General features: G+C 63.3%; 19 protein-coding genes. 10 read left to right on the plus strand and 9 right to left on the minus strand.

Going from position 1 to position 26,020, the window contains the following annotated elements; translation table 11 throughout:
- Positions 1–26 precede the first annotated feature (26 nt).
- Positions 27–653 (plus strand): hypothetical protein, encoded by a 627-nt coding sequence (locus BJ997_RS07395; RefSeq protein ID WP_052541804.1) that lies wholly within the window; start codon positions 27–29, stop codon positions 651–653.
- Positions 654–836: 183 nt separating this feature from the next.
- Here BJ997_RS07395 and BJ997_RS07400 read toward each other — a convergent pair whose 3' ends face one another.
- The 3 genes from BJ997_RS07400 to BJ997_RS21190 all read right to left on the minus strand — a co-directional run bounded on the left by BJ997_RS07400 (position 837) and on the right by BJ997_RS21190 (position 3,095).
- Complete coding sequence (locus BJ997_RS07400; protein ID WP_052541803.1) at positions 837–1,406, minus strand: hypothetical protein; 570 nt, start codon at positions 1,404–1,406, stop codon at positions 837–839.
- 85 nt (positions 1,407–1,491) lie between these two features.
- The gene (locus BJ997_RS07405; protein WP_236628680.1) at positions 1,492–2,574 is read right to left on the minus strand and encodes a TM2 domain-containing protein; all 1,083 of its coding nucleotides are present in this window, start codon (positions 2,572–2,574) and stop codon (positions 1,492–1,494) included.
- A gap of 44 nt (positions 2,575–2,618) precedes the next feature.
- Positions 2,619–3,095, minus strand: a complete 477-nt coding sequence (locus BJ997_RS21190) for a hypothetical protein (protein ID WP_201771679.1) — start codon at positions 3,093–3,095, stop codon at positions 2,619–2,621.
- A gap of 236 nt (positions 3,096–3,331) precedes the next feature.
- Here BJ997_RS21190 and BJ997_RS07415 point away from each other — a divergent pair, with 236 nt between their 5' ends.
- The 6 genes from BJ997_RS07415 (at position 3,332) to BJ997_RS07440 (ending at position 14,502) form a co-directional block, all read left to right on the plus strand.
- Positions 3,332–5,383, plus strand: a complete 2,052-nt coding sequence (locus tag BJ997_RS07415) for a hypothetical protein (protein WP_035834364.1) — start codon at positions 3,332–3,334, stop codon at positions 5,381–5,383.
- The gene (locus BJ997_RS07420) at positions 5,383–7,044 is read left to right on the plus strand and encodes a class I SAM-dependent DNA methyltransferase (RefSeq protein WP_035834363.1); all 1,662 of its coding nucleotides are present in this window, start codon (positions 5,383–5,385) and stop codon (positions 7,042–7,044) included. The genes BJ997_RS07415 and BJ997_RS07420 overlap by 1 nt, the downstream gene beginning before the upstream one ends.
- Entirely contained in the window at positions 7,037–8,173 is a 1,137-nt protein-coding gene (locus tag BJ997_RS07425; RefSeq protein WP_160175823.1) for a restriction endonuclease subunit S, read from the plus strand. The genes BJ997_RS07420 and BJ997_RS07425 overlap by 8 nt, the downstream gene beginning before the upstream one ends.
- A gap of 96 nt (positions 8,174–8,269) precedes the next feature.
- On the plus strand, positions 8,270–11,485 hold the full coding sequence (locus tag BJ997_RS07430) for a type I restriction endonuclease subunit R (RefSeq protein ID WP_420827178.1): 3,216 nt from the start codon (positions 8,270–8,272) through the stop codon (positions 11,483–11,485).
- A gap of 142 nt (positions 11,486–11,627) precedes the next feature.
- Positions 11,628–13,637 carry a DUF262 domain-containing protein gene (locus tag BJ997_RS07435; protein WP_052542652.1) on the plus strand — a complete coding sequence of 670 codons (2,010 nt, stop codon included), beginning with the start codon at positions 11,628–11,630 and terminating at the stop codon, positions 13,635–13,637.
- A gap of 187 nt (positions 13,638–13,824) precedes the next feature.
- Positions 13,825–14,502 (plus strand): hypothetical protein, encoded by a 678-nt coding sequence (locus BJ997_RS07440; RefSeq protein ID WP_035839597.1) that lies wholly within the window; start codon positions 13,825–13,827, stop codon positions 14,500–14,502.
- Between the two features lie 80 nt (positions 14,503–14,582).
- Here BJ997_RS07440 and BJ997_RS07445 read toward each other — a convergent pair whose 3' ends face one another.
- Both BJ997_RS07445 and BJ997_RS07450 read right to left on the minus strand, forming a co-directional pair.
- Positions 14,583–15,146, minus strand: a complete 564-nt coding sequence (locus tag BJ997_RS07445) for a hypothetical protein (protein ID WP_035839594.1) — start codon at positions 15,144–15,146, stop codon at positions 14,583–14,585.
- Between the two features lie 8 nt (positions 15,147–15,154).
- Positions 15,155–15,613, minus strand: coding sequence for a single-stranded DNA-binding protein (locus BJ997_RS07450; protein WP_052542651.1), 459 nt, complete (start codon positions 15,611–15,613; stop codon positions 15,155–15,157).
- 410 nt (positions 15,614–16,023) lie between these two features.
- Between BJ997_RS07450 and BJ997_RS07455 the strand changes: the two genes are divergently transcribed.
- The gene (locus tag BJ997_RS07455; protein ID WP_035839592.1) at positions 16,024–17,058 is read left to right on the plus strand and encodes a GNAT family N-acetyltransferase; all 1,035 of its coding nucleotides are present in this window, start codon (positions 16,024–16,026) and stop codon (positions 17,056–17,058) included.
- Between the two features lie 221 nt (positions 17,059–17,279).
- Here BJ997_RS07455 and BJ997_RS07460 read toward each other — a convergent pair whose 3' ends face one another.
- The 4 genes from BJ997_RS07460 to BJ997_RS07475 are packed head-to-tail and all read right to left on the minus strand — an operon-like array spanning position 17,280 to position 22,111.
- Positions 17,280–19,115, minus strand: a complete 1,836-nt coding sequence (locus BJ997_RS07460; protein WP_052542650.1) for a type IV secretory system conjugative DNA transfer family protein — start codon at positions 19,113–19,115, stop codon at positions 17,280–17,282.
- Positions 19,116–19,142: 27 nt separating this feature from the next.
- On the minus strand, positions 19,143–20,141 hold the full coding sequence (gene dprA, locus BJ997_RS07465) for a DNA-processing protein DprA (protein ID WP_052542649.1): 999 nt from the start codon (positions 20,139–20,141) through the stop codon (positions 19,143–19,145).
- 51 nt (positions 20,142–20,192) lie between these two features.
- Positions 20,193–21,656 carry an ATP-binding protein gene (locus BJ997_RS07470; protein WP_035839589.1) on the minus strand — a complete coding sequence of 488 codons (1,464 nt, stop codon included), beginning with the start codon at positions 21,654–21,656 and terminating at the stop codon, positions 20,193–20,195.
- Positions 21,657–21,679: 23 nt separating this feature from the next.
- Positions 21,680–22,111 (minus strand): hypothetical protein, encoded by a 432-nt coding sequence (locus BJ997_RS07475; RefSeq protein ID WP_052542648.1) that lies wholly within the window; start codon positions 22,109–22,111, stop codon positions 21,680–21,682.
- A 224-nt stretch (positions 22,112–22,335) separates the two neighbouring features.
- On the opposite strand from BJ997_RS07475, the gene BJ997_RS07480 reads away from it, so the two are divergent.
- Positions 22,336–23,730 carry an IS1380 family transposase gene (locus BJ997_RS07480; RefSeq protein ID WP_183323324.1) on the plus strand — a complete coding sequence of 465 codons (1,395 nt, stop codon included), beginning with the start codon at positions 22,336–22,338 and terminating at the stop codon, positions 23,728–23,730.
- Between the two features lie 522 nt (positions 23,731–24,252).
- Positions 24,253–25,668 (plus strand): IS1182 family transposase, encoded by a 1,416-nt coding sequence (locus BJ997_RS07485; RefSeq protein WP_420827195.1) that lies wholly within the window; start codon positions 24,253–24,255, stop codon positions 25,666–25,668.
- The last annotated feature ends 352 nt before the right edge of the window (positions 25,669–26,020 follow it).

The following is a 26,020-nucleotide window of genomic DNA, read 5'->3' on the forward strand; positions in this document are numbered from 1 at the left end:
TCGAACGAAACTGGGACTGAATCGTCATGATTTTTTTCAAAGCACGGGTCTTGCTCTGGCCGCTTCTGCTGATCACTGTGCTGGTTGTCGCGGGAATGGGTGCAGCTTTCGCATTCGGTGGACTCAACGCTCTCGCTCTCAGTTCGTTGTTCACCAGCAGCTCGAGCGAACGCGATTCGCAGGTGGTTCAGTCCGTCACGCGTGTGCAAGAGGTCGCTTTGCTTAGCCTCCATATCGAGGGCGTCGCGAGGGATGAACGCACTGGAGAGATCCTCGGCGTGGCGGTGCCAGCGAGCGAGAAAACGACGCTGATCCAGTACAAGTTCGACGCAAAACTAGGCATCGATGGGTCACAGGTGAAGATCGAAGCCACAGGCCCAGACGCGTTTCTGGTTACTATCCCTCAATTTGTCGGCATCGGCTTTGACGATCCTGTGTTCGAGGATCCCCTCGAAGACAACAACGCGCTTAGCTGGGTGACACCGCCAGCCATTCAAACTCGTATGGTCAACAACATACTCAGCGACGAGAATAAGCAGGCCTACATTACGCAAAACACAGCAGCGCTTAAAGAGCAGACCAAGGTGTTTTACTCCGGAATCATCGCAAGCGTCGATCCCGCAATCACCCTAGACTTTGAGTTCGCTGGGTAGATGCCCGCAGCGCTCGGCCCTCGCCGCGTCGATAGGCTCGCCCTTCCGGCAGCCATCTGGGGCGTTGTCGCCATCGCCTGCTGACAGGCCGCGTTGCCGTCATCCCGGCATGACGTCGACGTGGCGGCGCCCTTGGGAGCGCCGCCACGTCTTGGCCGGGCAGTGTTGTCAGGACCTACTTGCCTAACCTGTCTTCGTGAGGGGTGCGCAGCGTGAGGTCTTGATCAAGCCGTCAGAGGCCTGCACGGTGACCACGGCCGGGCCTGAGCTCAGGTCGTTGTCGATGATGTCATCGCCCGTGGCGTTCAGGCGTGCCCAGTAGCAGTTCGATCCGCCATCAGAGGTGTATGTGCCTGGCTGAACATCTGCGCCGACTCGAAACGTGCCCTCGCCGGCGAACGTGTTGGCAGCGGCGACGTCTTCGGCGCCTTTGACGGCCGCCTCACGGGCATCGAGTTCCGTCGCCCGCGTGGATTGCGCGGTTTCCGCCGCGGCCAAGTCAGCCTCGCGCTTGTCCGAGGTCTTCACCGTGGATCGCAGGGTGCTAACTTCGCTGCCGAGTTCCTGCCATGCGGATTTCATCGAGTCATAGTTGCTTGATTTGATGGCCAGATCCTCGGCCAGAACGTCGGCTCGATCCGTCGCGGTGCCGAGGGCTCCCGCGAGGATCGCCGTGAGAACGATTGCGGCGACCCCGGTGAGGAGCAACGCGGACACGGGCACTCGGGCGGTCAAACCTGAACGCAGTCCCATCAGAACACGTGAGCCCAGCGGCTTTCGCGCAGCGGGCGGTGGATTCGACATCATCAGTCTCTTCGTCGCTTGTCTGCCGGGTCACCTACTCGGCGACCATTGTCCAGTTGCCGTCGGCGCTCACCACGATGGCTGACGGGCCCGAGCTGAGCGGAACGGTTCCCGAGTAGGTGCCGATCTCGTTCACGAGCAGTCCCATGCTGAAGGCTTCGTCTGTCTCCTCGATGATCGCGAAATTGCTTGAGCCGTCGTGGGTGGCCGAGAGCTTTCCGGCGCTGCCCTCGTACAGAAACACGCCGTCGCCGACACCGGATGCTGCGAGCACGGGTGCGGTGGAGATGGGCGTGATAGTCAGGCTCCAGTTTCCGTCGGCCGTGATCTGCAGGGTCGCGTCGTCGCCCATTGAGTTGAAACCGTATTCGGTGGTGCCGGTATAGGCGCCGATGGTGTTCACGAGCAGCTGACCGGTGGAGGCGTTGGCCGCATCGAGCACGGAAATGGCGAAGTTGCTGGAGCCGTCGTGCGTCGCGGTGACGATGCCTGCGGTTGCGCCGGCAGGGAGGGTGACGAGGTTGTCGCCGGCCCCGGTCTGCGTGACGGGGGCGAAGGTGCCGAAGGCGTCATCGGCCCAGGACTGAACCGTGTCCGTCTGAACAGGAGTCTCTTCGACTACGGGGGCGTCTTCGGCAACCGCGATATCCTCCGCCGACCCAGCGGGCGCATCCGCTGCCGGGGCGACGGCCGACGTGGTGTCGGGTGAGTTGGCGCCGCTTGAGATTCCGCCAATTAGCAGGCTCAGTGCGGTGACCGCGAGCGTGACGATGATGGCCACCTTCTTGTGCTGTCGGTAGCCGGCGAGCTTGCGGCCCTGCTTGTCATGCTGCACACCGCCGAGGGTGAGAACGATGTCGACGAGCCACCAGCTGCCGAGGCCGGCGAATGTGAACAGTTTGAGCAATCCGGTGCCGGTCTTGCCCAGGTAGAAACGGTCGACGGCGAAGAAACCGAGCAGCCAGGCGAAGAGCCACGTGGCCACGAATGATTTGTCGGAGACGGGCAGATTCGCGTCCATGTCCCCGTCGGGACCCACCGGGTATGCGGCGAGGAACTGTTCCTGCTGTTCGACGGGAACTCCGGTCGGAATCGGGCGCTGATTGATGTTGGTCATGGTGTGTCCTGTTCTGTTGTGGTTCAAATGAGAGGAAAGGGGCCTTATGGTGCGGAAAGTTCGATCACGATGTCGAGACCGTTGTCAGGGTGGTAGCCCCAGGAAGCCGAGTAGTCGCTCCACGTGGCGGTCTGGCGTCCGTCGAGTGCCCGGGTGCTGCTGATGCGGGTCAGCACGCTGTCGGGGATCTCGAGTTCGCCGAGAACGCAAACGACATCGGCTACATCGGCACCGGGAGATTCCTCCCCATCGGTCTGCATCGACAGGCTCTGACCTTCGTCACCGAGTTCGATGAACGGGTCTGTCTCCACCTCGCACGCCTGGGTGGCATCGGTCATGGCCGAGGACGGAATAAGCGAGTCGATGCCGCCGGCGACGGATGCCACGAGCAGCGAACCGAGGATGCCGACGACGATGCCCAGCCCGCCGAACACGCCACCAATGGTGAGGTCTCGCTTGCTAAACGAGGGTGTCTGCGCAGCGGGCGCCGGCTGGTCGGTGGCGGTGGTTTCGTCGGTCATGTCCTGATCTCCCTGTCGTGTGCTGAGGGCAGGTGGGGCGCGGCCATTCCCCCCAACGCAACGGCCGATCCCCACCTACATGTGGCCGGCGCATTCAGCAACCGGGCACAACGTCAAGGTAGGGCTCCGGGCCGTTCAGGTACATGTCCAACGTTGATAAGGAGGGTTATCACAAACTAGTGAGAGACTATGCCTGGGAGCCATAGTCTGTACTCATACACGAGAAGGGAATGCGCATGACCATTACCGAGCCCGGCCTGCTGATGACCATGTCCGACATCGCCGCCCTCGCCCATGTGCAGCGCCCGGTCGTCTCCATGTGGCGCACCCGCGCTGCACTCACCGACTCACCCTTTCCGACACCCATCCTTCGCCAGCGTGGGGTCGACCTCTTCGACGCACACCGAGTGGGCAGCTGGCTCCGCGACACCGGTCGCGGTAACAATCCCCAGGCTGCCGCGGACGCCGCCGCCTACGCGGTTCTCGCCGCCACCGGCGGTTCAGACGAGAGCGCCTTTCGCAGCGTCACGGCTCTGCTCGCCCTACGCGCCGCCAGCGACCAAGCCCTGGGCGGCCTCAGCGTCGCGGGTCTGCTCGACGCAGCCGACGAGCACGACCCCGACGACGAGATGTTCTTTCGCGAGATCGAAGCCATCGGTGCGAGCCTGCCGGCCGTTGCCGGCTACGTTGACGCCCTTGTGGAAGCCGCGTTCGGTGTGGGGCCGGCATTCGAACGGATACTTGCCGACCGCACCAAGCGCGACCTCGCCGACGAAGGCGACCTCATGCTCAGCGGGCCCGCGCTCGAACTGGTGGCCGAAACGGTCACCGCACTCCGCCTCACCCAGGCCGCCGAGTCTGTGCTCGCGGATCCGACCGGAAGCGCAAGCGACCTCCTCCTGGCCATCCATGCCGCACAGGGCGGCGAGCTCTCCGTCACCACCGCGAACGATGCCCGGCCAGCCGCCCGGCTACAGCGCCGCCGCCTACTTGTGCATGGCATCTCGCGCCGTGGGCTCGACGTGCTCCCCTCCGGTGCTTTCACGGTGTCGGGTGCGGCCGTGCATGTGGCCCAATACCCGTCGGCGAATGACCCGGCCATGAGCGCGGTCAAGATGCTTTCGTCCATCGAGCAGATTGTGCTGCAGATGACCAACGACCAGCTCGCTGTGGTGATTGCCCCAAGCCCAGTGCTCAGCGACGCGGGCCTCAGCCGCGAGGCCGAGGAACTGCGCTCCTCCCTTCTGCGGTCGGGGCGGGTGCGTGCCATTGTGCGCCTGCCCGCCGGCCTGCTCACCCGCAAGCCCCAACAGCTGCAAGCGCTCTGGGTGCTTGGCGCCGCCCACGCCCATGTTTCCCTCGCTGACCGCTGGACGATGGTGGCCGACCTCACGGCGACGCCGCTCGATGGCGCGGTCATCGACGACCTCGTGGGGGATCTGGCTGCGTCACTCGGCGACCGCAAGACCGTGCGCGCCCACGCCTTCCGCTTCGCCCGCCTCGTGCTCACCCGAAGCCTGCTCGCCAGCCGACAGTCGCTCGTGGCTGGAGCGCTCACCGCTACGTCGGCAGCGGCCTGGCCCGCCGCGGCACGCGCCGTGGCCGTCGACCGGCTCATTGTTCTGCTCAACGACGACACGATCGCCGCCGTCAACGTGCCCGTGCAGCCAGCCGCCGGCGACCCTGCGGACTCGTCGACAGTGGGTGAACTTCTCAGCGCCGGACACCTGCGATACTTTTCGGGAAACCGCATAGCCGCCGGCGACGTGATTTCGGGGGCAGCGGATGCCGCGGGCATCCGTTTGATCGGCCCCGCCGAAATCGCGGGACAAACCGTGCTCGGTAGTCGCCGTATCGACCGTCTCCGGTTCGCGGCGGCTTACCCTTCCGGGCGCGTGACGGAACCAGGCGATCTGGTGTTCTGTACGTCTCCGAAACCGGCCGCACTAGTGGACACCGACGGCACCGCCGTGGTCGTGTTTCCGGCCCGAATCCTGCGCATCGACCCCGGCAATACGAACGGATTGCTCGGCGAGGTGCTTGCCGCCGACATCGACGCACTTCCGCCCGGGCATCGCCGCTGGCGGGCTTGGCCGGTGCGCCAGGTACGCAAGTCACAAGAGAACGCGCTCGCGCAGGCTCTCACCTCGATACGGTTAGAGCAGAAGCGTGCGCGCGACCGCCTGGGCCATCTCGATGAACTCAGCGCCCTGCTTATGGCCGGCGTCACTGCCGGCACCCTCACGCTCGCTTCCGAAATACCCGCTCCAGAAGAAGGAACACCGTAATGGCACCGAAGGTCAAAGTGGACGCACTGCCGACGACGATGAAAGAGCTCAAAGACACCCTGTGGAAGGCCGCCGACAAGCTGCGCGGCTCCATGGATGCCTCGCAGTACAAAGACGTGATCCTCGGCCTGGTGTTTCTCAAGTACGTGTCGGATGCCTTCGACGAGCGTCGCGAGCAGATCCGCACCGAGCTCGGCACCGGCGGCTATGAAGCCGACCAGATCGAGCTCCTTATCGACGACGTGGACGAGTACACCGGACGACGCGTGTTCTGGGTACCGGAACGCGCCCGCTGGACCTACATCGCCGAGAACGCCAAGGGCCTGCAAGCAATTGCGGGGGAGCCGGCCAAGCAGGTGGGCCAGCTCATCGACGAGGCCATGGATCTCATCATGACCGCCAACCCCACCCTCGCGGCCACCCTGCCCCGCATTTACAATCGAGACGGCGTCGACCAGCGGCGTCTCGGCGAATTGCTCGACCTGTTCAACTCTGCCCGGTTCACCGGCGAGGGGTCCACCAAAGCCCGGGACCTGCTCGGCGAGGTGTACGAGTACTTCCTGGAGAAGTTCGCCAAGGCCGAAGGTAAGCGCGGCGGCGAGTTCTACACGCCCGCCGGCGTGGTGCGCGTGCTGGTGGAGATGCTCGAGCCCACCCGCGGACGCGTCTACGACCCGTGCTGCGGTTCCGGCGGTATGTTCGTGCAGGCCGAGAAGTTCCTCGAGCACAACCACAAAGAGGGCTCAGAGCTCTCCGTGTTCGGGCAGGAACTCAACGAGCGCACGTGGCGCATGGCCAAGATGAACCTCGCCATCCATGGACTCAACGGCAACCTCGCCAGCCGCTGGGGCGACACCTTCGCCCGGGACCAGCACCCCGACATGCAGGCCGACTACATTCTCGCCAACCCGCCCTTCAACATCAAGGACTGGGCGCGCAATGAGCAGGACCCGCGCTGGCGATACGGCGTGCCGCCTGCCGGTAACGCCAACTACGCCTGGATTCAACACATTATCTCCAAGCTCGCCCCCGGCGGCACCGCCGGCGTGGTGATGGCCAACGGCTCCATGTCGTCGAATTCCGGCGGGGAGGGCGACATTCGCGCCCAGCTCGTGGAGGCTGACCTCGTCACCTGCATGGTAGCCCTGCCCACGCAGCTGTTCCGCAGTACCGGTATCCCGGTATGCACGTGGTTCTTCGCCAAAGACAAGACGGCCGGAGAGAAGGGCAGCATCGACCGCACCGGCCAGGTGCTCTTCATCGACGCCCGAAACCTCGGCACCATGGTCGACCGCGCCGAGCGCGCCCTCACGGACGAGGACATCGCCAAGATCGCCAGCACGTACCACGCTTGGCGGGGCACGGCCTCGCCTGCGTCACCAAACACCCAACTCCCGCTTGTCGAGCCTGTCGAGACCGAGACCCCGCCGGCCTACGTTGACGAGCCCGGCTTCGCCTACTCCGCGTCGCTCGCCGAGATCAAAGCCGCGGACTACGCGTTGACACCCGGGCGCTACGTCGGCGCCGCCGAGGCCGAAGCAGATGCCGAGCCTATCGAGGAAAAGATCGCCCGGCTGAGAGCCGAACTCTTCGCCCAGTTCGATGAGTCCGAGCGGCTCGCGGCGGTCGTGCGTGAGCAGTTGGCGCGAGTCGATGTCTGAGTGGAATTCCGATTCACTCGATCGCCTCACAACCAAAATTGGATCGGGGGCGACGCCGCGAGGCGGGTCAAATGTTTACCGGTTGACAGGCGTGAAGCTGATTCGTTCGCAGAACGTTCTTGATAATGCCATGAAGACACAGGACATTGCTTGTATTACAGACGAGGCAGCGGATTCACTCAGGGGAGTGACCGTCGAACGTGGCGATGTGCTAATCAACATCACGGGTGATTCGATCGCTCGTTGTGCGGTCGTTGACGAACGGCTGCTGCCGGCAAGAGTCAATCAGCATGTCGCGATAATACGGACAACGTCTGAGCTCGATCCACGATTCCTTCAAAGATTCCTTGTCAACCCCGTGTTCAAGGAATCTCTTATCGCGTCCAGTACCGGAGGAACGCGCAAGGCGCTAACGAAGGCCGACTTAGGGAAACTGGTCATTAAATTCCCGACGTTAGCGGAGCAAACTGCAATCGCCGATGTGCTCGGCGCCCTCGACGACAAGATCGCCGCCAACGCCGCAATGGCTGGTAGTGCGACCGAACTCATGTTCGCGTCCTATGCGGGCATCATCGGCTTGGGCGGCACGCGGACGATGTTAGTTTCTGAGATGTCTCGCAGGCTGGCATATAGGAATGATTTCAAGAAGGATCAGCTCGGTTTGACGGGTGATTTTCCAATCTTCGACCAAAGCGAGTCTGGCTTTCTTGGGTATGCCCACGGGACCGCCTCTCTGCAGGCTTCAGCAAATCAACCAGTCATCTACTTTGGCGATCACACTTGCACGCTGCGGTTAGCGACGGAGGATTTCGGGCTGGGTTCCAACACGATCCCTTTTGTTGGTCGCGACATCCCCTCTTCGGTTTTGTATTGTGCCATCCGTGGTGTCCAGGAGCATCAAGAGTACAAAAGGCACTGGCAGGATTTGATGGTGAAGCAAGTTGCTGTGCCCGGGGTTCCAAGTGCTCTGAAGTTTGCAATTGAATTCGAGACGGTACTCTCCCTGCCAGCTTCCGCCCGTAGGGAGAACGAGACACTGAGCGCGACGCGTGACATTCTGCTCCCACAACTCATGTCGGGGAAACTTGGCGTCAAGGACGCCGAGAAGTCGCTCGCGGGGGTGCTCTGATGCCCGCAGTTCATGTGCCCCACGTCCCGTAACCGGGTTCGCAGGGGTCCACTATAACTAGCTTTCACCAGCGTCAATGTATTGAGGGGATAGGCAATGACGATCAGGACACCGATGAACGAGCCACCAAGGGGCCTGTCCGAGGCGGCCTGGGAGGCGCTTGCGCTGGACCAGCTGGGGGAGCCGCTGGGTTGGAAGCCCGTGGCCGGTGCGACCATCGCCCCGGGTACGGGGGAGCGCGAGTCGTGGAGTGAACTGCTCATTCGTCCGCGGCTGCTGGAGGCGCTGCGCACGCTGAACCCGACCGTTCCGGTGGAGTACCTGCGGCAGGCCCTCGCCGAACTCACGTCGCCGAAGTCGATGGACGCGGTCACCGAGAACGAGCGCATCCACAACTTCCTGGTGCGTGGGTTCCCGTTCAGCTATCTCGATGCGAACGGGGCCGAGGTGAATCCCAGCATCCGCTTGATCAGCACCGACCCCGACCAGAACGACTGGCTGGCAGTGAACCAGGTCACGCTCATTCAGGGCGACGTGACGCGGCGCTTCGACCTGGTGCTGTACTGCAACGGCATGCCGGTGAGCATCATCGAGCTGAAAAAAGCCGGCAGCGAACGGGCCACTGTCGCATCCGCGTACGCCCAGCTGCAGACCTACCTGCGCGAGTTTCCGATGGCGTTTCGGTTCTGCGTGTTCACCCTCGCCTCCGACGGGCAATCCGCCGCATACGGCACGCCGTTCACCCCGCTCAACCACTTCTCGCCGTGGAACGTGGACGACGACGGCAAACCGGTTCCCGCCGGTGCCACCACGGTCGACGGCGACGCGGTCACCGGCCTCGACACCGCGCTGGCCGGCCTCTACAACCAGGAGCGGTTTCTGCAGCTGCTCACGTCGTTCACCGCGTTCGACGAGGGCGACGACGGCCTCACCAAGCGCATCGCCAAGCCGCACCAGTACTTCGCGGTCACCAAGGCGGTCGGCAGCACGGTGCAGGCCGTGGCGAGCAACGGCAAGGCCGGCGTGGTGTGGCACACGCAGGGCTCGGGCAAGAGCATGGAGATGGAGCTGTACACCAACCTGGTGGCGCGGAATCCGAAGCTGAAGAACCCCACCGTTGTCGTGATCACCGACCGCAATGAGCTCGACGGCCAGCTGTTCAGCTCGTTCGATCGCAGCCTGCTGTTGCCGAGCAAGCCGCAGCAGATCAAGCGCCGCGCCGAACTGCGCGCGGAACTGAGCAATCGCACCACGGGTGGAATCTACTTCACGACGCTGCAGAAGTTTGGAATCAGCAAGGCCGAGAAGGATGCCGGGGCGGAGCATCCGCTTCTGTCGGATCGGCGCAACATCATCGTGATCGTGGATGAGGCGCACCGCAGCCACTACGACGACCTCGACGGCTACGCCCGCCACCTGCGCGACGCCCTGCCGCACGCGACGCTGATCGCGTTCACCGGCACGCCCATCTCGTTTGATGACCGCAACACGCAAGACGTGTTCGGCGACTACATCGACGTGTATGACCTCACCCGTGCGGTCGACGACGGCGCCACAGTGCCGGTGTATTTCGAGCCGCGGCTTATCAAGGTGTCGCTGGCAGCGAATGTGACGGAGGAGACCCTCGACGAAGCGGCCGACGAGGCCACCCAGGGCCTCGATGAGACCGAACGCGCGCGCATCGAGCAGAGCGTGGCTGTGGTGAACGCGGTCTATGGCGCGCCAGAGCGCATCGACGCGCTGGCGGCGGACCTGGTGGAGCATTGGGAGAACCGGCGCAGCCGCATGATCAAGTTCATCGAAAAGCCGGGAAAGGCCCTGATCGTGGGTGGTACGCGGGAGATCTGCGCGAACCTCTATGCGGCGATCGTGGCGCTGCGACCGGAGTGGCATTCCGGCGCGCTCGACAAGGGTGTCATCAAGGTGGTGTATTCCGGTGACGCGACGGACCAGCCGCCGGTGGGGTTGCACGTGCGGCGCACGTCGCAGAATGATGCGATCAAGGCACGGTTGAAGAACGTGGATGACGAGCTCGAAATCGTGATCGTGAAAGACATGATGCTCACCGGCTACGACTCGCCGCCCCTGCACACCCTGTACCTCGACCGGCCGCTCAAGGGCGCGCTGCTGATGCAGACGCTCGCGCGGGTGAACCGCACGTTCCGCGGCAAGGAAGACGGCTTGCTGGTGGCTTACGCGCCGCTGGCCGAGAACCTGGCGAAGGCGCTGGCGGAGTACACCGCCGATGACCAGAAGGGCAAGCCGCTCGGCCGCAACATCGACGAGGTGATCGCGCTTACGGAGACCCTGGTTGAAACCCTGCGCGGGCTCGTGGCCGGGTACGACTGGAAAGTTGTCCTGAACAAGGGCGGGCCGAAGGCCTACCTGAACGCCGTCACCGGAGCCACGAACTACCTGCGCGCACCGACGACGCCGGGCAACAAGATGGTTGAGGGCGAAGAGACGATCGCGTCGAAGTACCGCCGGTATTCCGGACAGCTGTCCCGGGCGTGGGCGCTGTGCTCGGGGTCTCAGAACCTGGCCGAGCTGCGCCCCGAGGTGCAGATCTATGAGGAGATCCGTGTGTGGATGGCCAAAGCGGATGCCCTTGACCGGCAGGCGCGCGGCGAACCGATCCCCGAGGAGATCCAGCGGCTGCTGGGGGAGCTGATTGCGTCGGCCACGTCGTCCGGTGAGGTGCTCGACATCTACGAGGCGGCCGGCATGCCGAAGCCGTCGCTCAGCGACCTGACGCCGGAGTTCGTGGCGAAGACGCAGGCGGCGCGCAATCCGCACCTGGCGATTGAGGCGTTGCGCAAGCTGCTCACCGAGGAAGCGACGGCATCCACTCGCAACAACATGGTGCGGCAGCGGGCGTTCTCCGAGCGCGTCACGGAGCTGATGAACAAGTACACCAACCAGCAGCTGACCTCGGCGGAGGTGATTGCCGCCCTGGTGGACATGGCGCGCGAGGTGGCCGCAGAAGGCAACCGCGGCTTGCAGTTCACTCCGGCACTGAACAGCGACGAGCTGGCGTTCTTCGACGCGGTATCGCAAAACAACTCGGCGGTCGATGTGCAGGGCACCGGGAAGCTGGCGGAAATCGCGCGTGGGCTCGTGGAGGTAATGCGGCGCGACGTGCGCACCGACTGGACGGTGCGGGATGACGTGCGGGCGAAGCTGCGTTCATCGATCAAACGGCTGCTCGTGCTTCACGGCTACCCGCCGGACAAGCAGCCCGAGGCGATCAAGCTCGTGATGGAGCAGATGGAGTCCATGGCCCCGCGCTTTGCGGAGGCGCGGGCGGTGTGACGAAGCTCACCGCCAAGGGGTATCACGGGGTCCCGACCGTCAATCGTCGCAGGCGTCGGATCCTTCCGGCCCAGACGAAGATCGTTTATCGTTACGGCATGTCACACGTACTTAGCTCGATATAGGCAAGAAAAGATTTTCGATGCTCACACAGGTCACGTCTCCACAGCAGGTCTTCTTTTCACCACAGCGTTTGGTCGTTCCGCTGTTCCAGCGACCGTATGTGTGGTCGAGGGAGGTGCAGTGGGAACCATTGTGGAATGACGTGACTCGCCTCATCGAGGTGATCGAGGGCGGTGACGGAGACGCAACCCACTTTTTGGGGGCAGTCGTTCTACAAGCCCAAGCAACGGCACTCGGAGAGCTTCCTCAATACACGGTTATCGACGGGCAGCAGCGTCTGACGACCCGGCAAATCTTGCTGGACGCGCTCCACGGTCAGCTGGAGCAGCGAGGGCTCACGCACCTGGCCGGCCAGGTGCTCACTCTGGTCGAGAACCCCGACTCGTTTCGACTGCACCCTGACGATCGTTTCAAAGTGTGGCCGACAAACCGTGACCGAGCGGCATTCTCGGCGGCGATGTCGGCAGTCGCGCCGATAGATCACTCGTCGTTGCCCGCCGGCAAATTAGTGAACGCTCACCAGTATTTCTTTGAAGCTATCGGCGAATGGCTGGACTTGGACCCATCGGGCGCCGAACGGCGGGCAGGCCTGCTCGTTCCAGCCATCACCACTCGGCTTCAGATCGTGACGATCCAGCTGCTCTCGAACGAAGATGCCCAGGAAATCTTCGAAACCTTGAACGCTCGTGGTACTCCGTTGACGGCCGCTGACCTCATCAAGAACTATCTTTTCCAAAGGCTGGAGAAGGACGCGCTCGCGACTGAAAGCGCCTACCAAGACTATTGGTCTGACTCGGAGACACCCTTTTGGGAGGCCGAGGTCACGACTGGTCGCATCAAGTACGCCAGAAGCTCCCTGTTTCTCACGCAGTGGCTGACCGCCAAGACGTTGAAGGAAATACCCGCGCGTGAGGTCTTCATGCAGTTCAAACGATATGCCGGGGGCTCCGGGACGGATGTCCTGACCCTCCTGCGAACTCTGCGGTCCGCCGCCGATCGATACCGGGCTTTCACAGAGGGAGCTGCGATTCGGGACGGTGTACTCAGCCGGCTGAACCTCTTTGTATATCGCACGAGCAATCTCGACTCAGAAATCACTAAACCTCTTCTCATCTGGCTGGGGGAGCCAGAGCAGGCCGCTCTTGAGATGTCCGAGCGCGAACGCCTCTTGGACACTTTGGAAAGTTGGTTTGTCAGGCGTGCACTCGTTCGAGCGCAGTCGCAAGGGACAAACAGGTTGATGTTGGACCTGCTCATTCACCTGACGAAGCGCTCACCGGGAACTGCTGTGGACGACGCTGCGCGAACGTTTCTCGCCGCCCGGACCTCGAGCTTTGGTTATTGGCCCGATGATGCCGAGCTCCGACGAGAGCTCATTGATTTGCAGGCCTATAAGAAGCTGCGAAAAGGACGACTGCGGATGGTCCTTGAAGCGATTGAAGACCAGCGCCGAGGCTTCCCCGGCGGGCATTCCTTCTCTGTTTCTCCTGTCTCCCGAGGGGTGTGCACGATTGAGCACATCATGCCGCAGGAATGGCGCAGCAACTGGAACGATGCGCCCACCCTGGAAGCTGAGGACGGGCGCGACAGCCTGATCCAGACGCTCGGTAACCTCACGTTGGTGACGCAGAGTTTGAATGCTCGCCTGTCTAACGCCGCCTGGACTGCGCCAAACGGGAAGCGTGCCGCTTTGATCAGGCACGACACCCTCTTGCTCACACGCGACGTCGTTCATTCTGATTGCTGGTCCGAGGCCGAAATCGTTTCTCGCACAGACGACCTTCTCGAGGCTATTGCTGAGATTTGGCCCGTGCCCGCGGGGCACCGGGGAATAAGCGAGGTCGCCGTTGATCGAGCGCAATATCGCACGGAGGTTGTCGACATCATGCGTGCGGGTCTAGTGAATCCCGGGGCAACTCTTTACGCCAAGCCCGCCGCTCACCGGGGCGAAGTAGCAACCGTCAACCAAGACGGAAGCCTCCTTTTGAACGGTGCGTTGTATGCCACGTTGAGTGGTGCGGCGCGGTAGGGCGGCGGTACGGTGGCCGGGTGGCAGTTCTGGTGCGTCGACGCCGGTTTTCAGCGAACAATGGCGGATGTCCGAGCAGAGTACGCCGGGGGTGGTGACAAATCTCCGGTCCAGTAACGGAGGCACACCGTTCACTCTGTGAACGGTTGGATCACCCATTCGCGGCAGCGGGCGACAAGGAGCTGACGTGAAAGAGGACGGAGAAGCAGCCTCGGAGATCGTGCTACTTGCCGTTCCAGATTCCGCAGATGCTCGACTGTTTGTGGAACTGTCGAGCTACGGCGCCGACCTGGCAGAGGCCCGACACGCCCTTGAACTCGCAATTCGGGGATCTAACGACACGCTACTCAGGGATGCAGCGCCCTATCTCAGTGGATTCGCTGCACTCGCCTACTGCCGCACCTATTTCCCTTCAAACGTCAGACGACCTCTCACCGATCATGTCGTGATCCCGGGGGAGCTCCAAGACATCCATCTAATGATCGGCGCATTTCGGAATACAACGATCGCGCACTCACAATCCCAGCTCACGACGACATTCCCAGTCGCTCTTATTGATTCGTCATCTTTGCAACTGCGGGACGTCATGGCATCGACATTTGTTCAGCCGCTACCGCCACCGCTGGTGTCTCGATTCCTCGAACTCGTCAAAGCCGTCGATGACCTCCTCCTCGAGGTGACTGAGCCGGTTCGCCAGCGTTTGATGACGGAGATGCGCCATGCCGATTTGGCTCGGATGGTGGCCGAGGGGAAGAGCCCTGACGTTATTCACTCGACCGATGCTGACTTCAATCCGAGGACAAAGCGCCGGGCCTACCCCTCCGGGAACACGATCTACTGGTCAAAGACCGAGATTGATGACTGAACGGGCCTCGTGACGTGGAATCGGTGAAGCGCCAGGCAGTTTGCTGAGGCGAGTGCGGCAACCGTTCTGTTGTTCACAGATCAGGACGTGTCCGTGCGGGCATAAAACTCGGCCTCGGCTTGGCGCCGGGTGGCGACGTCGTCGATGACGAACTGGGCGAAGTCTTGGTCGCGATCGCCAATCGGTATGTCCTCAATGGCGTCGGCGGGCAGTTCTCCTGGCCATGACGTCTGACGGGCGGGCCGGTCACGGTCAAGGCGCGTGCCGGAGGTGGCCACCCAGTCGTGGAGGCGTAGGCGCGCGTCGGCGAAGTCGCGGTGCCAGCCGAAGGGGGCGGAGCCGTGCTGGTCGGGGTCGTAGGCGCAGAGCCAGTGCAGGTGCAGCGCGGAGAGTTCCCAGAAGAGTTCGGGGTGTCGATGCCAGAACGGTGGCACGACGGACGCTGGGAGTCCATACGTCCGTCGTAGCCAGTTCACCCACCGGTTGAGTTCGATCCATTCAGTTTCGGCTTCGTCGGCGGTGAGGAGGTTCCAGTTGATTGGATGCGGCGGCTCCGCAACGAGCGGCCCGTCGAGGTCGTCTGACTCCTCACCGAGTGGGACATCGTCACCGCCGAGCGGCCACTCAATCGGAAGTTCCACCATCGTCGCGCTCAGAACCCGAGTACGGCTGAGCCGGTGCGAACGGGCGTTGCCTCTTGGGAAATGATCTGCTGTGCAGCGGATACCTCCCGCTCGGCACCCGGAGTTGAGCGGCGGGTTCGGTCGACATCGTAGTTCGTGCGGGCGAGGTCGTGGCCGATCTTCTTCGCGACGAACTCCTCCCGCGGGATGATCTCGTCGTCGCGCTCGAACTCGAAGCTGCGCACGTAGCCTTCGGCGACGAAGCTGTCGCCCTTGGCGAACCGCGTGAGTGCCCGGTCGGCGGTGGCGCGGTAGGCAACGAGGTCGTGGAAGCTCGGCTCGAGCACGGTGAAGCTGCCGTTGTCTTCGCGACGGAAGTGCGGCTGCCCGACGCGGACGTAGAAACGGGTTTCGCCGTTCTCGGTGACTGATTGCTGTGGCTCCGAGGCGATGAAACCTGACAGTGATTGCTGCGTGTGAAGTGGCATGGGACTCAACCTCCTATCGTGAGCGGACCGTCGTGATCCGCGTTCACTACGAGGTGCGCCATTCGGCCCACGTTGGAGGCAAGTTCGGGGCTGGATGCCACGTGCCTGTGGTGGACTCCGTGGCCGTATTGCGGGCATTCTGCCCGTAAGGAACGCACAAATATGAGGAGCTCTTCTCAAACGGCCGCTGCGCCAATTGCTGCTGGCGCCTCCATCGAAATCGACCGCCACAAAACACTTTGTTAACCTGCACTCCTTCTGAAGGTCCCGACCGCCGAATGCGTGCTTTGTGACGATCAGCACGGTTTGACGTGGCAGACGAGAATACGAACCCTCCCGGTGCTCGAGACGACGAAAAACGCGTCGCGGAGGCACCATAATGAAAGCACACGTGGCACGGGGGAACCGGTATGGAATCTTTTTGGAATGGTACTGTCGGCAATGTTGTCGTCGGCCTTATTGGCGCAGCAATTGTTGCCGCATTGACATATGGCTTAACGAGGATCCGAGACGCCGTAATCGACCGCCAATTCCCGGTCGCTGGTATGTACCGAAGCACTTTCGAAGACACTGTTGATGGCGTTGCCGTCCACACGAAGGCGATAGCAACGCTCAAGCAGCGGGGGCGCAAGGTTTGGGGCCCAACTACTGTCATCAACGGCGAGAGGACGTGGATTCTCGACGGTCGCATTGCAGCTGGCGGTCGGATCCATGGGCGGTACACCGCGGATGGTCCCCACGACGAAGGATTAGGTGGATTTTTTCTTGAACTATTATCTGACGGGCATCTGGAAGGGATGTGGACTGGGTATGACACGGAGAATAAACTCGTGAGCGCAGGCCGCTACAGCTTCTGGCCAATGATGGCGATGCCCATAAGACGCATGGCGACTACAGATTTGGACGGCACGCTCAGCGTTCTGGGAAACGCGCTTGGATCCCGATACGTCTCCCGCGCCGAACTTGCCACCTATGTCGGGCGAAATGACAGAATTGCGTTCGTGGCTACGGGGAAGGATGACCAAGTCTATGGAGCCGCAACCTCCGACCTGCCTGCAGGCGCCAGCAGCGTCCTAGAGCTCTTGCCAACAGACGCACAGACTCGTGTTCTTGCCCTTATTCCTGAACTTGAATTCAACAGGACCGGTTTGTTGCGCTCCGTCGCTGTGTCCCCGAAAGCACGCGGCAACAGCGTGGGAACAAGCCTGGTGCGAGCTTCCGTGGAAGCGCTCTGGGATATGGGGGCGACGAGTATCCTTTCCATCGGTTGGACAGACATAGATGGATGTCACATTCAGGGTCCACTCGAAGCGATGGGTTTCGCCGTGCAGGGTGACCTTGAGGATTTCTGGGGCGCTGATTCCATCAGCAAGAACTACCAATGCCCAACATGCGGGCAGCCCTGTTCGTGCACGGCACGTATTTTCCTGCTGTCTAGGGTTTAGCTCGCATGGAGGGAGCAAACACAATTCAGGATTGCTCCATACAGGAATGCTCACACGGCTATGACTACGAAATGGCTTTGTCCCGGTTCGTGGATGGAAGTGGCAATCGTGCCTGGAGCCGTCGACGACGAGTAATCTTGAGCCCGCACGCCGAGTGCTGGACTTCATTCCAGGCCGGCTGTCCCGTAACGACGGCTTGGTTACAAACGGAACGACAGCAACTACTCGACTGCTGAATCGTGGGGAAGCTGCGGTGGATTGACCGCCTGTTGCAGCGGTTCGTCGTGAGCCGGTTCGCGCATCAGCCCTTCGATCTCCTCCCGGTTGGCGCGCAGGGCTTTGGCATCGGGGCGGGCGGTCCACATGTGCAGGGTCGCGATGATGGGTGGGGCCGCGCGGAGCATGATCAGTCCGGTGCCGAACGGGAGAGTGCGGATGGTGTCGGGCGGCAGAATCGGGACACGGCGGATCGAGCGTTGCGCTGACCGGGAACCGCGATCGCCGATGGTCGTGGAGTCGGTTGATTCGTCGCGGTCGCCGATCAGGGTCGAAAGGTCGTGGAGGTCTTTTGAGTTGGATCCTCCGCCGAGCACGATCTTGACGATGGATGAATCCCAAATGGTGCCAGCTGCGTTGTCGCTCCACTTCGTGCGTGCCTGCGAGAGGGACTGCAGCACCGGCATGGTCGTGATGCCGGTGCCGCCGCCCTCAGCCATCAGGTTGGGGAGGGAGGGGAGAGGTGCCAGGTTGCCGATCTCATCGAGCGCGAGGAGCAGCGGCGGGTCAAGTCGCGCACCGGCGCTGCGCGCTGCAAGGCGGCGAGCGGTCTCGACGAGGTCCTCGACGAACGCCGACACGAGTGCGGCAGAGTTGTTCGATCCGGCGCCGGTGGCCAGAAGATACAGCGTGCCGCTGCTGCGCAGGAACCCTTCAGGGTCGAACCCCTCGCCTTCGCTGGGTGAGACGGCGTCCAGCACTCGAGGGTCAGCCAGCGCACCCAACGAAAGTGAGACGCCCTGCCAGATGGAGTCACGCGTGCGCGGGTCGGCCTCGAGCAGGGCCTGGAGGGAGTCGCCCCATCCGGTGGCCGCGGCCGGGGTACTCATCAAGATGGAGACGGCGTCGTGGGCGGCGGCAGGGTCGAGGGTCCAGCGAAACAGCTCGGCAGGTTGGCAGCCGTCGAGGGCTGCGGCGTGCAGCAGGCATTGCAGGGCAGTGCGGGTCTTGGCTTCCCAGAAGCCGCCTCCGTCGACGCCGCCGGCGGCCAGTCCGGTTCCGGCTGCGAGCCCGGACGCGCGGATCATCGCCGTGAGCGGGTCTTCGCAGCCGCGGATCGGCGACCACCGGAGACCCACCGGCACGCCCGCTGCCAGCCGTTGCGGGTCGAAGACCGCGACGGGGCCCATCCGCTGCCGTGCGCGAAGCGTTGTCGTGAGGTTATCGGGGCGGGTCGACGTGGTCACCACCGGGCCCGGGGCGTCGAGGATGGCGTTGATCACGATATGCGCTCCTTTGCCGGAGCGCGGCGGGCCGATGACCAGGATGGAGTCCTCGACGCTTGCCCAGACGGTGGTGTTGCGGGATCGGCCGATTCGATAGCCGACGTCGCTGGGGCCGGCGTTCGTGAGGGAAGGGCGAAGGTGCGCCGCGCGCTTCATGAGGGCCGAGTGGGATGCGGCCCGCGTCACTTCGGCACTGGTCGCGATGCCGAGGATCCGGTGCGGATCAGCCTTGGCCGCGCGGCCCACGCCCCTGAACATCCTCCACAACCAGAGTGTCGCAGCCACAGTCAAGCCAAGCATCACGCTCGTCGTCAGCCAGTATGCGATGGGGTTCAAGCCAGGTGCTTGCAGGGCTGCCGACGGATGCCCCGGGTCGAGCAGCACGGCGAGCCCGGTCGCAGGGCCGCCCGCTGGTTGCCTGGCGCTTGTGACCCAGGCCGCTACGGCACCTGCGGCGCGGAGCAGGAGCGCGAACCCGGCTGTGGTGATTAGTAGCGCGATGCCGAGGTTGGCGAACTCGTCGCCGAGCGCAGCGTGCGGTCGCGGAGTGGTCATCGGTGATGCCCCCATTCGACGGATTGGTTAGAAGGTCAGGTGAGGACCGGTTCGGGTGAACCGTCTGGTGGGGGAGTAGGCGAAAGTCCGATCTCCGGAGAAGCCCACCGTCGAGTCCAGCAGGTCCGTGACATCCTGGGCGTCGATGACGAGGCTCGCGACGCCTTCTTGGATCAGCCGGTGGCAACCGGCGCTGGCGGGGCTCGTCACCGGTCCTGGAACGGCGCCGACCGGCCGTCCCAGGGCGTGGGCCTGGGCTGCGACGTTCAGGGAACCGGATCGATGCCCGGCTTCAACCACGACAGTTGCGCCCGAGAGAGCTGCGAGGATCCGGTTGCGCTGAAGGAAGCGCCACCGGGTGGGGGCGGAGCCGGGCGGTAGTTCGCTGATGAGCAGGCCGCCGCTCTGTTCGATGCGTTCGAAGAGCTGTTCGTGCCCGGTGGGGAAGAGCCGGTCGAGCCCGCCGGCCAGAACGGCGATGGTCGAGCCGGGGTAGGACACGCTGGCCGCCCTGTGTGCTGATTCGTCGATGCCGTAAGCACCGCCGGAGACGATTGAGCGGCCCTGCGAAGCGAGATCTGAGGAGAGTTCGGTGGCCACCTGGCTCCCATACGCTGTGGCGGCGTGAGCGCCGACGATGGTGACTCGGGCCGGCAAAGGCGCAGAGAGTTGGCTCGGGTCGCCCTTGAGCCAGAGCGCGATCGGTGCGCTCGTGCTGAGCTGTTGCAGTTCGCCGGGCCAGTCGAGGTCCTCTGGTGTCAGCAGCCGGAGGTCGTGGCGTTCCATATCGGCGCGGATCCGGTCGACTTGGCCGGGGTTGATTCGGGGGGCGAGTCGTCGTCGCCACAGCTCGCCCTCCGCGGGATCGATGCCGTTGGGAAGTCGAACGCCCGAGGTGATCAGCTGCACGGTCTCCGCTGCGCCGAGTCGGGCGATCAAAGTTCCGGTGATGACGTCGCCGGGCTCGGACAGCGCCGCGAGCATCATCCTCGCTTCTCGTTCATCTTCCAGAACTGTCTCGGCCATGGCATCCATCCTCACTCTGAATGAAAGGTGCGCTGCGGGCACCGCACGCGATTACTGAACTCCGGTCATCCGGGCGGTTGTGTCGAAGGCCGCAAGCTCATCAGGGTGCAACTGATGTTGCACTACAAAGCTGCGGTCCTTGATGCGCCAGAGCCCTTGGCCGGTGCCGAGGGCGGGGAGCAGCTTCTGTTCGGTTCGGCTGAGCCCAAGCGCGGTCGCCGTGGATCCGAGCTGGTCCGGTTCCTGACGGTAGACGATGCGAGTCTCGGCGTTGGCCAGCAGTGATGAGGCGAGGGCGCGCATCGCGGATCCTGAGTCGCCGACGTTGTCGAGGTCGCTGAGCTTGTGGAAGACGAGCATGTTCGCGATGCCGAAGTGCCGGGCCAGGCGCCACTGGGCATCCATCCGGCGAAGCAGCGCCGGATACGCCATCAGCCGCCAGGCCTCGTCGTAGATCACCCACCGCTGGCCGCCGTCTGGATCCGCCAGCGCGGACTCCATCCACGCCGACGAGCACGTCATCAGCACCGAGATGAGCGTCGAGTTCTCGGCCACCCGCGACAGGTCAAGGGAGACCATCGGAAGCGACGGGTCGAAGCGCACGGTGGAAGGTCCGTCGAAGAGCCCCGCGAGGTCGCCGGCGACCAGGCGGCGGAGGGCATGGCCGACGAGGCGTCCGTCTTCCGCGAGGCGTCCCTCGTCGTCTTCGGGGTTGGGAGAGAGGATGCGGTCCACGACCATGGGCAGGATGGGCACAGGGGAGCTCCGCACAGCATCCGCTAATGCGAGGTCGATGGCCGTGTGCTCGAGTGGGTTGAGCGGTCGTTCGAGTACCGTCTCGGCGAGGGCGCCGATCAGGTCACGGCGTCGCGCGGTCAGCTGCGCTGCCCACTCGGCATTCGAAACGGATGCCGCTCGGTGACCCTCGTCGAGTGGGTTGAGCCGGTTGGGGAGTCCATGGCCGAGGACGATCGCCTTGCCGCCGACGGCTTCGGCGACGGCGGTGTGCTCGCCCTTCGGGTCGCCGGGCACGTAGACGCGCCGGCCGAAGGGGAGCGAGCGGGTGTAGAGGGACTTCGCCAGGGAGGATTTGCCGGAGCCGACGATGCCGGCGAGCACGATGTTCGGGGCGGTGATCATGCCGCGTTGGTAGAGCACCCACGGGTCGTAGACGAACGAGCCGCCCGAGTAGAGGTCCTGCCCGACAAAGACGCCGGCCGAGCCGAGTCCGGCCTCGGCGAGGAACGGGTAGTGGCCGGACAGCGTCGCCGAGGTGTCCTGGTGCTTGGGGAGCCTGAGTCGCGCAGGCATGCGTAATTGGGCGGGACCAGCCTCGCCACTTGAGGCCAGGTAGGCACTCGATCGTGCTTCGTCCCGCTCGGTACGCCACCGGGTGCGGGCTTCGAGTTGCTTGGCTTTGCGGGCATCCGCTTCGATCTTCGCGGCGGCTCGCCTTCGGGCGCGACGGTCGCAGCGGAGCTCGCCGTGCGGTTCGACCAACGCGGCCGTGTGCATCCGCTCGTTCGCGTCGGCGATTCTCACAGCGCGACCGCGTGCCCCGCCGTGCTGCTCGCCCGGTCTCCGGGAGGAGCCCAGATGTCGGCGGCGTGATGCGTTCGAATCGCGGGCATGGTGGACGGCGCGGGGGCGGGTTCCCATTCTGGGGCGACCGGGTACCGACGCAGGAGCGAGACGTACCGGAATTGCGTGCTGTAGGTCAGGGCGTAGGGCGAGGTGGCGTCTTCGAAGGTTCGGTCGGTCTTTCCGGCCGGGATGTGGTCGTAGACGTACCCGTTCGTGAGCGCGGCTTCGGTGGTCTCGTCGCCGTAGTCCCACTGCCGGAGGAACTGACGTGCCATGGCGGGTCCGCTGCGGTCGATCATGCCGAGTACGTCCTCGGCGTGCTCGCCCTGGAGGAAGATGACGCTGATCCAGCGGGAGTCTGGTGGCTTTGGGTGTTGGTCGAACATCTCGGCTCCAATCGGGGTGCTTTGCCCGACAGGTGCACACCGGTCACACCCACGACGGACTGCCACCTTCGCGAAGCTGCCTGCGTGCGTTTGGGTCGGCTTAGCCTGAATCCACCGGTCGACCTCAGATTCTGACGGCGCGTTAAACCGAGAATACCCCTCTGATCAGCTAAAATAGTTGTTACTTAGACAAACTATTCAACGATCAAGGAGGCATCTCGTAGATGCAACTTTCTCACACTCACCGGTCCTTTTCTGCATCCTTCGACGACCCCAATCTCGTGTCGTCGGCCGGACTGGTGCCCACGATGGCTCTGGCCGAGAAAACAGGCCTCGGCGCGCTGGTCGATGAGTGGGTGAAACTGCCCGGTTACTTCGGCGCGAATGCCGGCCTGAAAGCGGTGGCACTGGTCGCAGGAATGCTCACCGGCGCCGACTCCATCGACGATATGGCCGTGCTCCGGCACGGCGCTCTCCGGAAATTGTTCACCGGAACCTATGCGCCCTCGACCCTGGGATCGTTCCTGCGCGCGTTCGCTTTTGGCCATGTCCGCCAGCTCGACGCCGCCGCGTCCCGGTGGCTGCAGAACCTCGGCGCCGTCACGCCGATCGTGACCGGTATCGACGACCTCGCCCTGGTCGATATTGACGACACCATCAGGGAAGTGCACGGATATAAGAAGCAAGGCGCCGGGTTTGGCTACTCCGGTGTTCGCGGCCTCAACGCCCTGCTCGCCATCGTCAGCACCGGATCGGCCGCTCCGATCATCGTCAGCTCCCGGCTACGCAAAGGCCCCACCAACTCCGCCCGCGGCGCAAAGAAATTCGTCTCCGACACCCTCGCGACCGTGAAACGACTGCGCAGCCCAACCGCAAAAGGAATGCTTCTCCTCCGAGCCGACAGCGCCTACTACGTCAGCGCCGTCATCCAAGCTGCCCTCCGTGCCGGGGCGATGGTTTCGATCACGGCACGCCTGAATTCATTGGTGAAAGCGGGTATCAGCACCATCCCCGATACCGCGTGGACCCCGATCAAATACACCAATGCGATCTTCGACGACGCCACCGGGCGGTGGATCTCCGACGCGGAAGTCGCCGAAATCCCCTTCACCGCGTTCGGCTCCAAGAAGAAGAGCGAACAAATCCCTGGACGCCTCGTCGTGCGCCGCATCCCGGAACTGAACAAGACCGTCGCCGCCGGGCAAGGCACCCTTTTCGACCTGTTCCGCTTTCACGCGTTCTTCACCACCAGCACCCTGAACACCGTTGACGCCGACAAAACCCACCGCCACCATGCGATCATCGAAAATTTGAACGCCGACATGAAAGCGTCGGCGATGGCGCACTTCCCGTCCGGCGTATTCACGGCCAACGCCGCCTGGCTGGTGCTGGCCTGCATCACGTTCAATCTCACCCGCGCCGCCGGCACCCTCGCCAATCCCGCCCTCGGAAAAGCCGTCACCGCGACCGTTCGCCGCAAACTCATCAACGTCGCCGCCAGAGTATCCACGTCGGCACGACGCGTCACATTGCACCTGCCCGAAAGCTGGCCCTGGGAAGAAGGCTGGTCGGCGCTGTTCACCAGCGTTTGCAACCCGCCCGGCCGCGCCGCCACCTAACCATCGAGCCCGACCGGGCGCAACCAGGAACCCCAGTGGAACACTCAGGCATCAAGGCCCACAGCTCGACCGAGCCCAAAACCCCGAAAAAGGATCGCGCCCAAATCAAGAATTCATCAGAGGCCAACCGGTGGATTCAGGCTTAGCCTGGTGCGGCGACGTTGAGGAGATTCCGTCGAACGGTCGCGATGGCGACTTAGCGGACCTTTGCGCAACTGGGTGTTTCATAACTAACGGTGAGTACCGTCATAAAACCAGAAGGTTATGCGACGTAGTTATGCGAATCGCCGCACCGCGAGATTCTGGCGATCGGCGAAGGCCACAGGTGAGAGTCGTGAGACGCCCTATATCCCTAGGAGCGTGGGTCAGTAGTACCAAACTTTAAAACGCCGGTCGATTTCCCGGGCTTGGGGTGGTGGTCTGGGAAAATTGCTTATGAGCGATTCTGATGGCCTGTTCCCCGCGACGGAACTTGAGCATGTTGACGTGGTCGTGGATGACGGCGTTGAGGCTGGCGGTGGCGTGAACAAGCGGTTTCGGGCTTTCGAGCCGAATGCTGTGATGTTGGTGCCGCCGGATTTGGGTGAGTGGTTGCCGCAGAATCACCTTTCCCGTTTCATCGCGGACATCGTCGAAACTCAGCTGGATCTGAAGAAGTTCTATGCCTCTTACGCGAAGTCGAAGGGGCAGCCGCCGTATGACCCTCGGTTGATGGTCCGGGTGCTCCTTTACGGGTATTGCGTCGGGGTTCGTTCGTCACGCGAGTTGGAGCGGGTGTGCGTGGACGTGGTCGCGTTTCGCTGGTTGGCGGCGCAGCAGGCACCTGATTTTCGTTCCATCGCCCGGTTCCGCAAGCGTCATCTCTCCAGTCTGGGAAACGTGTTCTTGCAGGCATTGGAACTCTGCCGCGCGGCCGGAATGGTCTCACTCGGGCAGGTCGCGTTGGACGGCACGAAGGTGCGCGCGAATGCGTCCCGGCGCAAGGCGATGAGTTACGCCCGGTTGACGGAGAAGCAGAAGGTCCTCGCCGACGAGGTGTCTGCACTGCTGGCTGACGCGGACGCGATCGATGACGCGGAGGATGCTCGTTTCGGAAAGGACAAACGCGGTGATGAGTTGCCGCCGGAGCTTGCCCGGCGGGAGTCACGCTTGGTGAAACTGGCCGAAGCGCGCGCTGGCTTGGAGGCCGACGCGGCCGTCCGGGCGCGGAAAGAGGCCGAGAAGAAGGCCCGGGACAAGGGCGACGATGACGACATTGCTGCGCAGAAGGGTGATGATGCGGCGAAGAACGCGGTCGTGAGGCCGAAGGCTCAACGCAACTTCACCGACCCGGATTCACGGATCATGAAGACCGCCGACGGGTCGTTCCACTACGCCTACAACGCGCAGGCCATCGTTGATGCCGACCATCAGATCATCGTGGCGACGACGCTGACGAATATTGGCGTGGATGTTGAACAGGTCGTGCCGCTGGTCGAGAAACTCCACGCCACGACCGGCGTCTTGCCCGGGCAGGTCCTGGCGGATGCCGGGTATTGTTCCGCATCGAATCTGGACTACGCGAAGACTGTTGAAGCGGGCAGTGACGGCCGGACCGAGTTTTTCATCGCGACCGGCCGAATGAAGCACGGCGAACGTGTTCCCGAGGTTCCCCGGGGCCGGATCCCGGCCAATGCGACGCTGCGGGAACGCATGGCGCGGAAGCTCAAGACGAAGAAGGGCCGCGCGGTTTATGCGCGGCGCAAAGCGATCGTGGAGCCCGTGTTCGGTCAGATCCACACTCGGCAGGGCAAGTTTGTGTTGCTGCGCGGGTTGGAGCAAGCAGCGCACGAGTGGTATCTGATCGCGGCCTGCCACAACCTGATGAAGCTGCACACCATGCAAACCAAGGCGCTTCTGGCCACGCCGGCCGCGCTGATAGCTAGCCCGGCAACCTAAAGAGCAGGGCGGAACCGCCCTGACGGGCCGCGGCAACAACCTCGCCTGAACCACCAACGCGACCGTGGCCCTCTTTTCAATCGGCACAACCACAATCCCTGCGCCACAGGCCTTGATTGCCAGGCCAGCACCGCCCAACCCATCCCGAGGCTTGGACCCGTATTTCGCGGCACCAACCGTAAATAGGCGTTACTGACTCACGCTCCTAGGTAGTCGGCGGTGGTTTGAGCATCGTCTTCGCCAGCTTGATCTTGGAAGACTTCACTCTAGGCGCTGTCCACGAGGGCTTCGGCGCTGTGTCAACGATCGACTTTGGCTTGCTACAACGTCACCGCGGAGCTCCACCGCTCTG

It is taken from the genome of Cryobacterium roopkundense, from assembly GCF_014200405.1.
GTDB lineage: Bacteria > Actinomycetota > Actinomycetes > Actinomycetales > Microbacteriaceae > Cryobacterium > Cryobacterium roopkundense.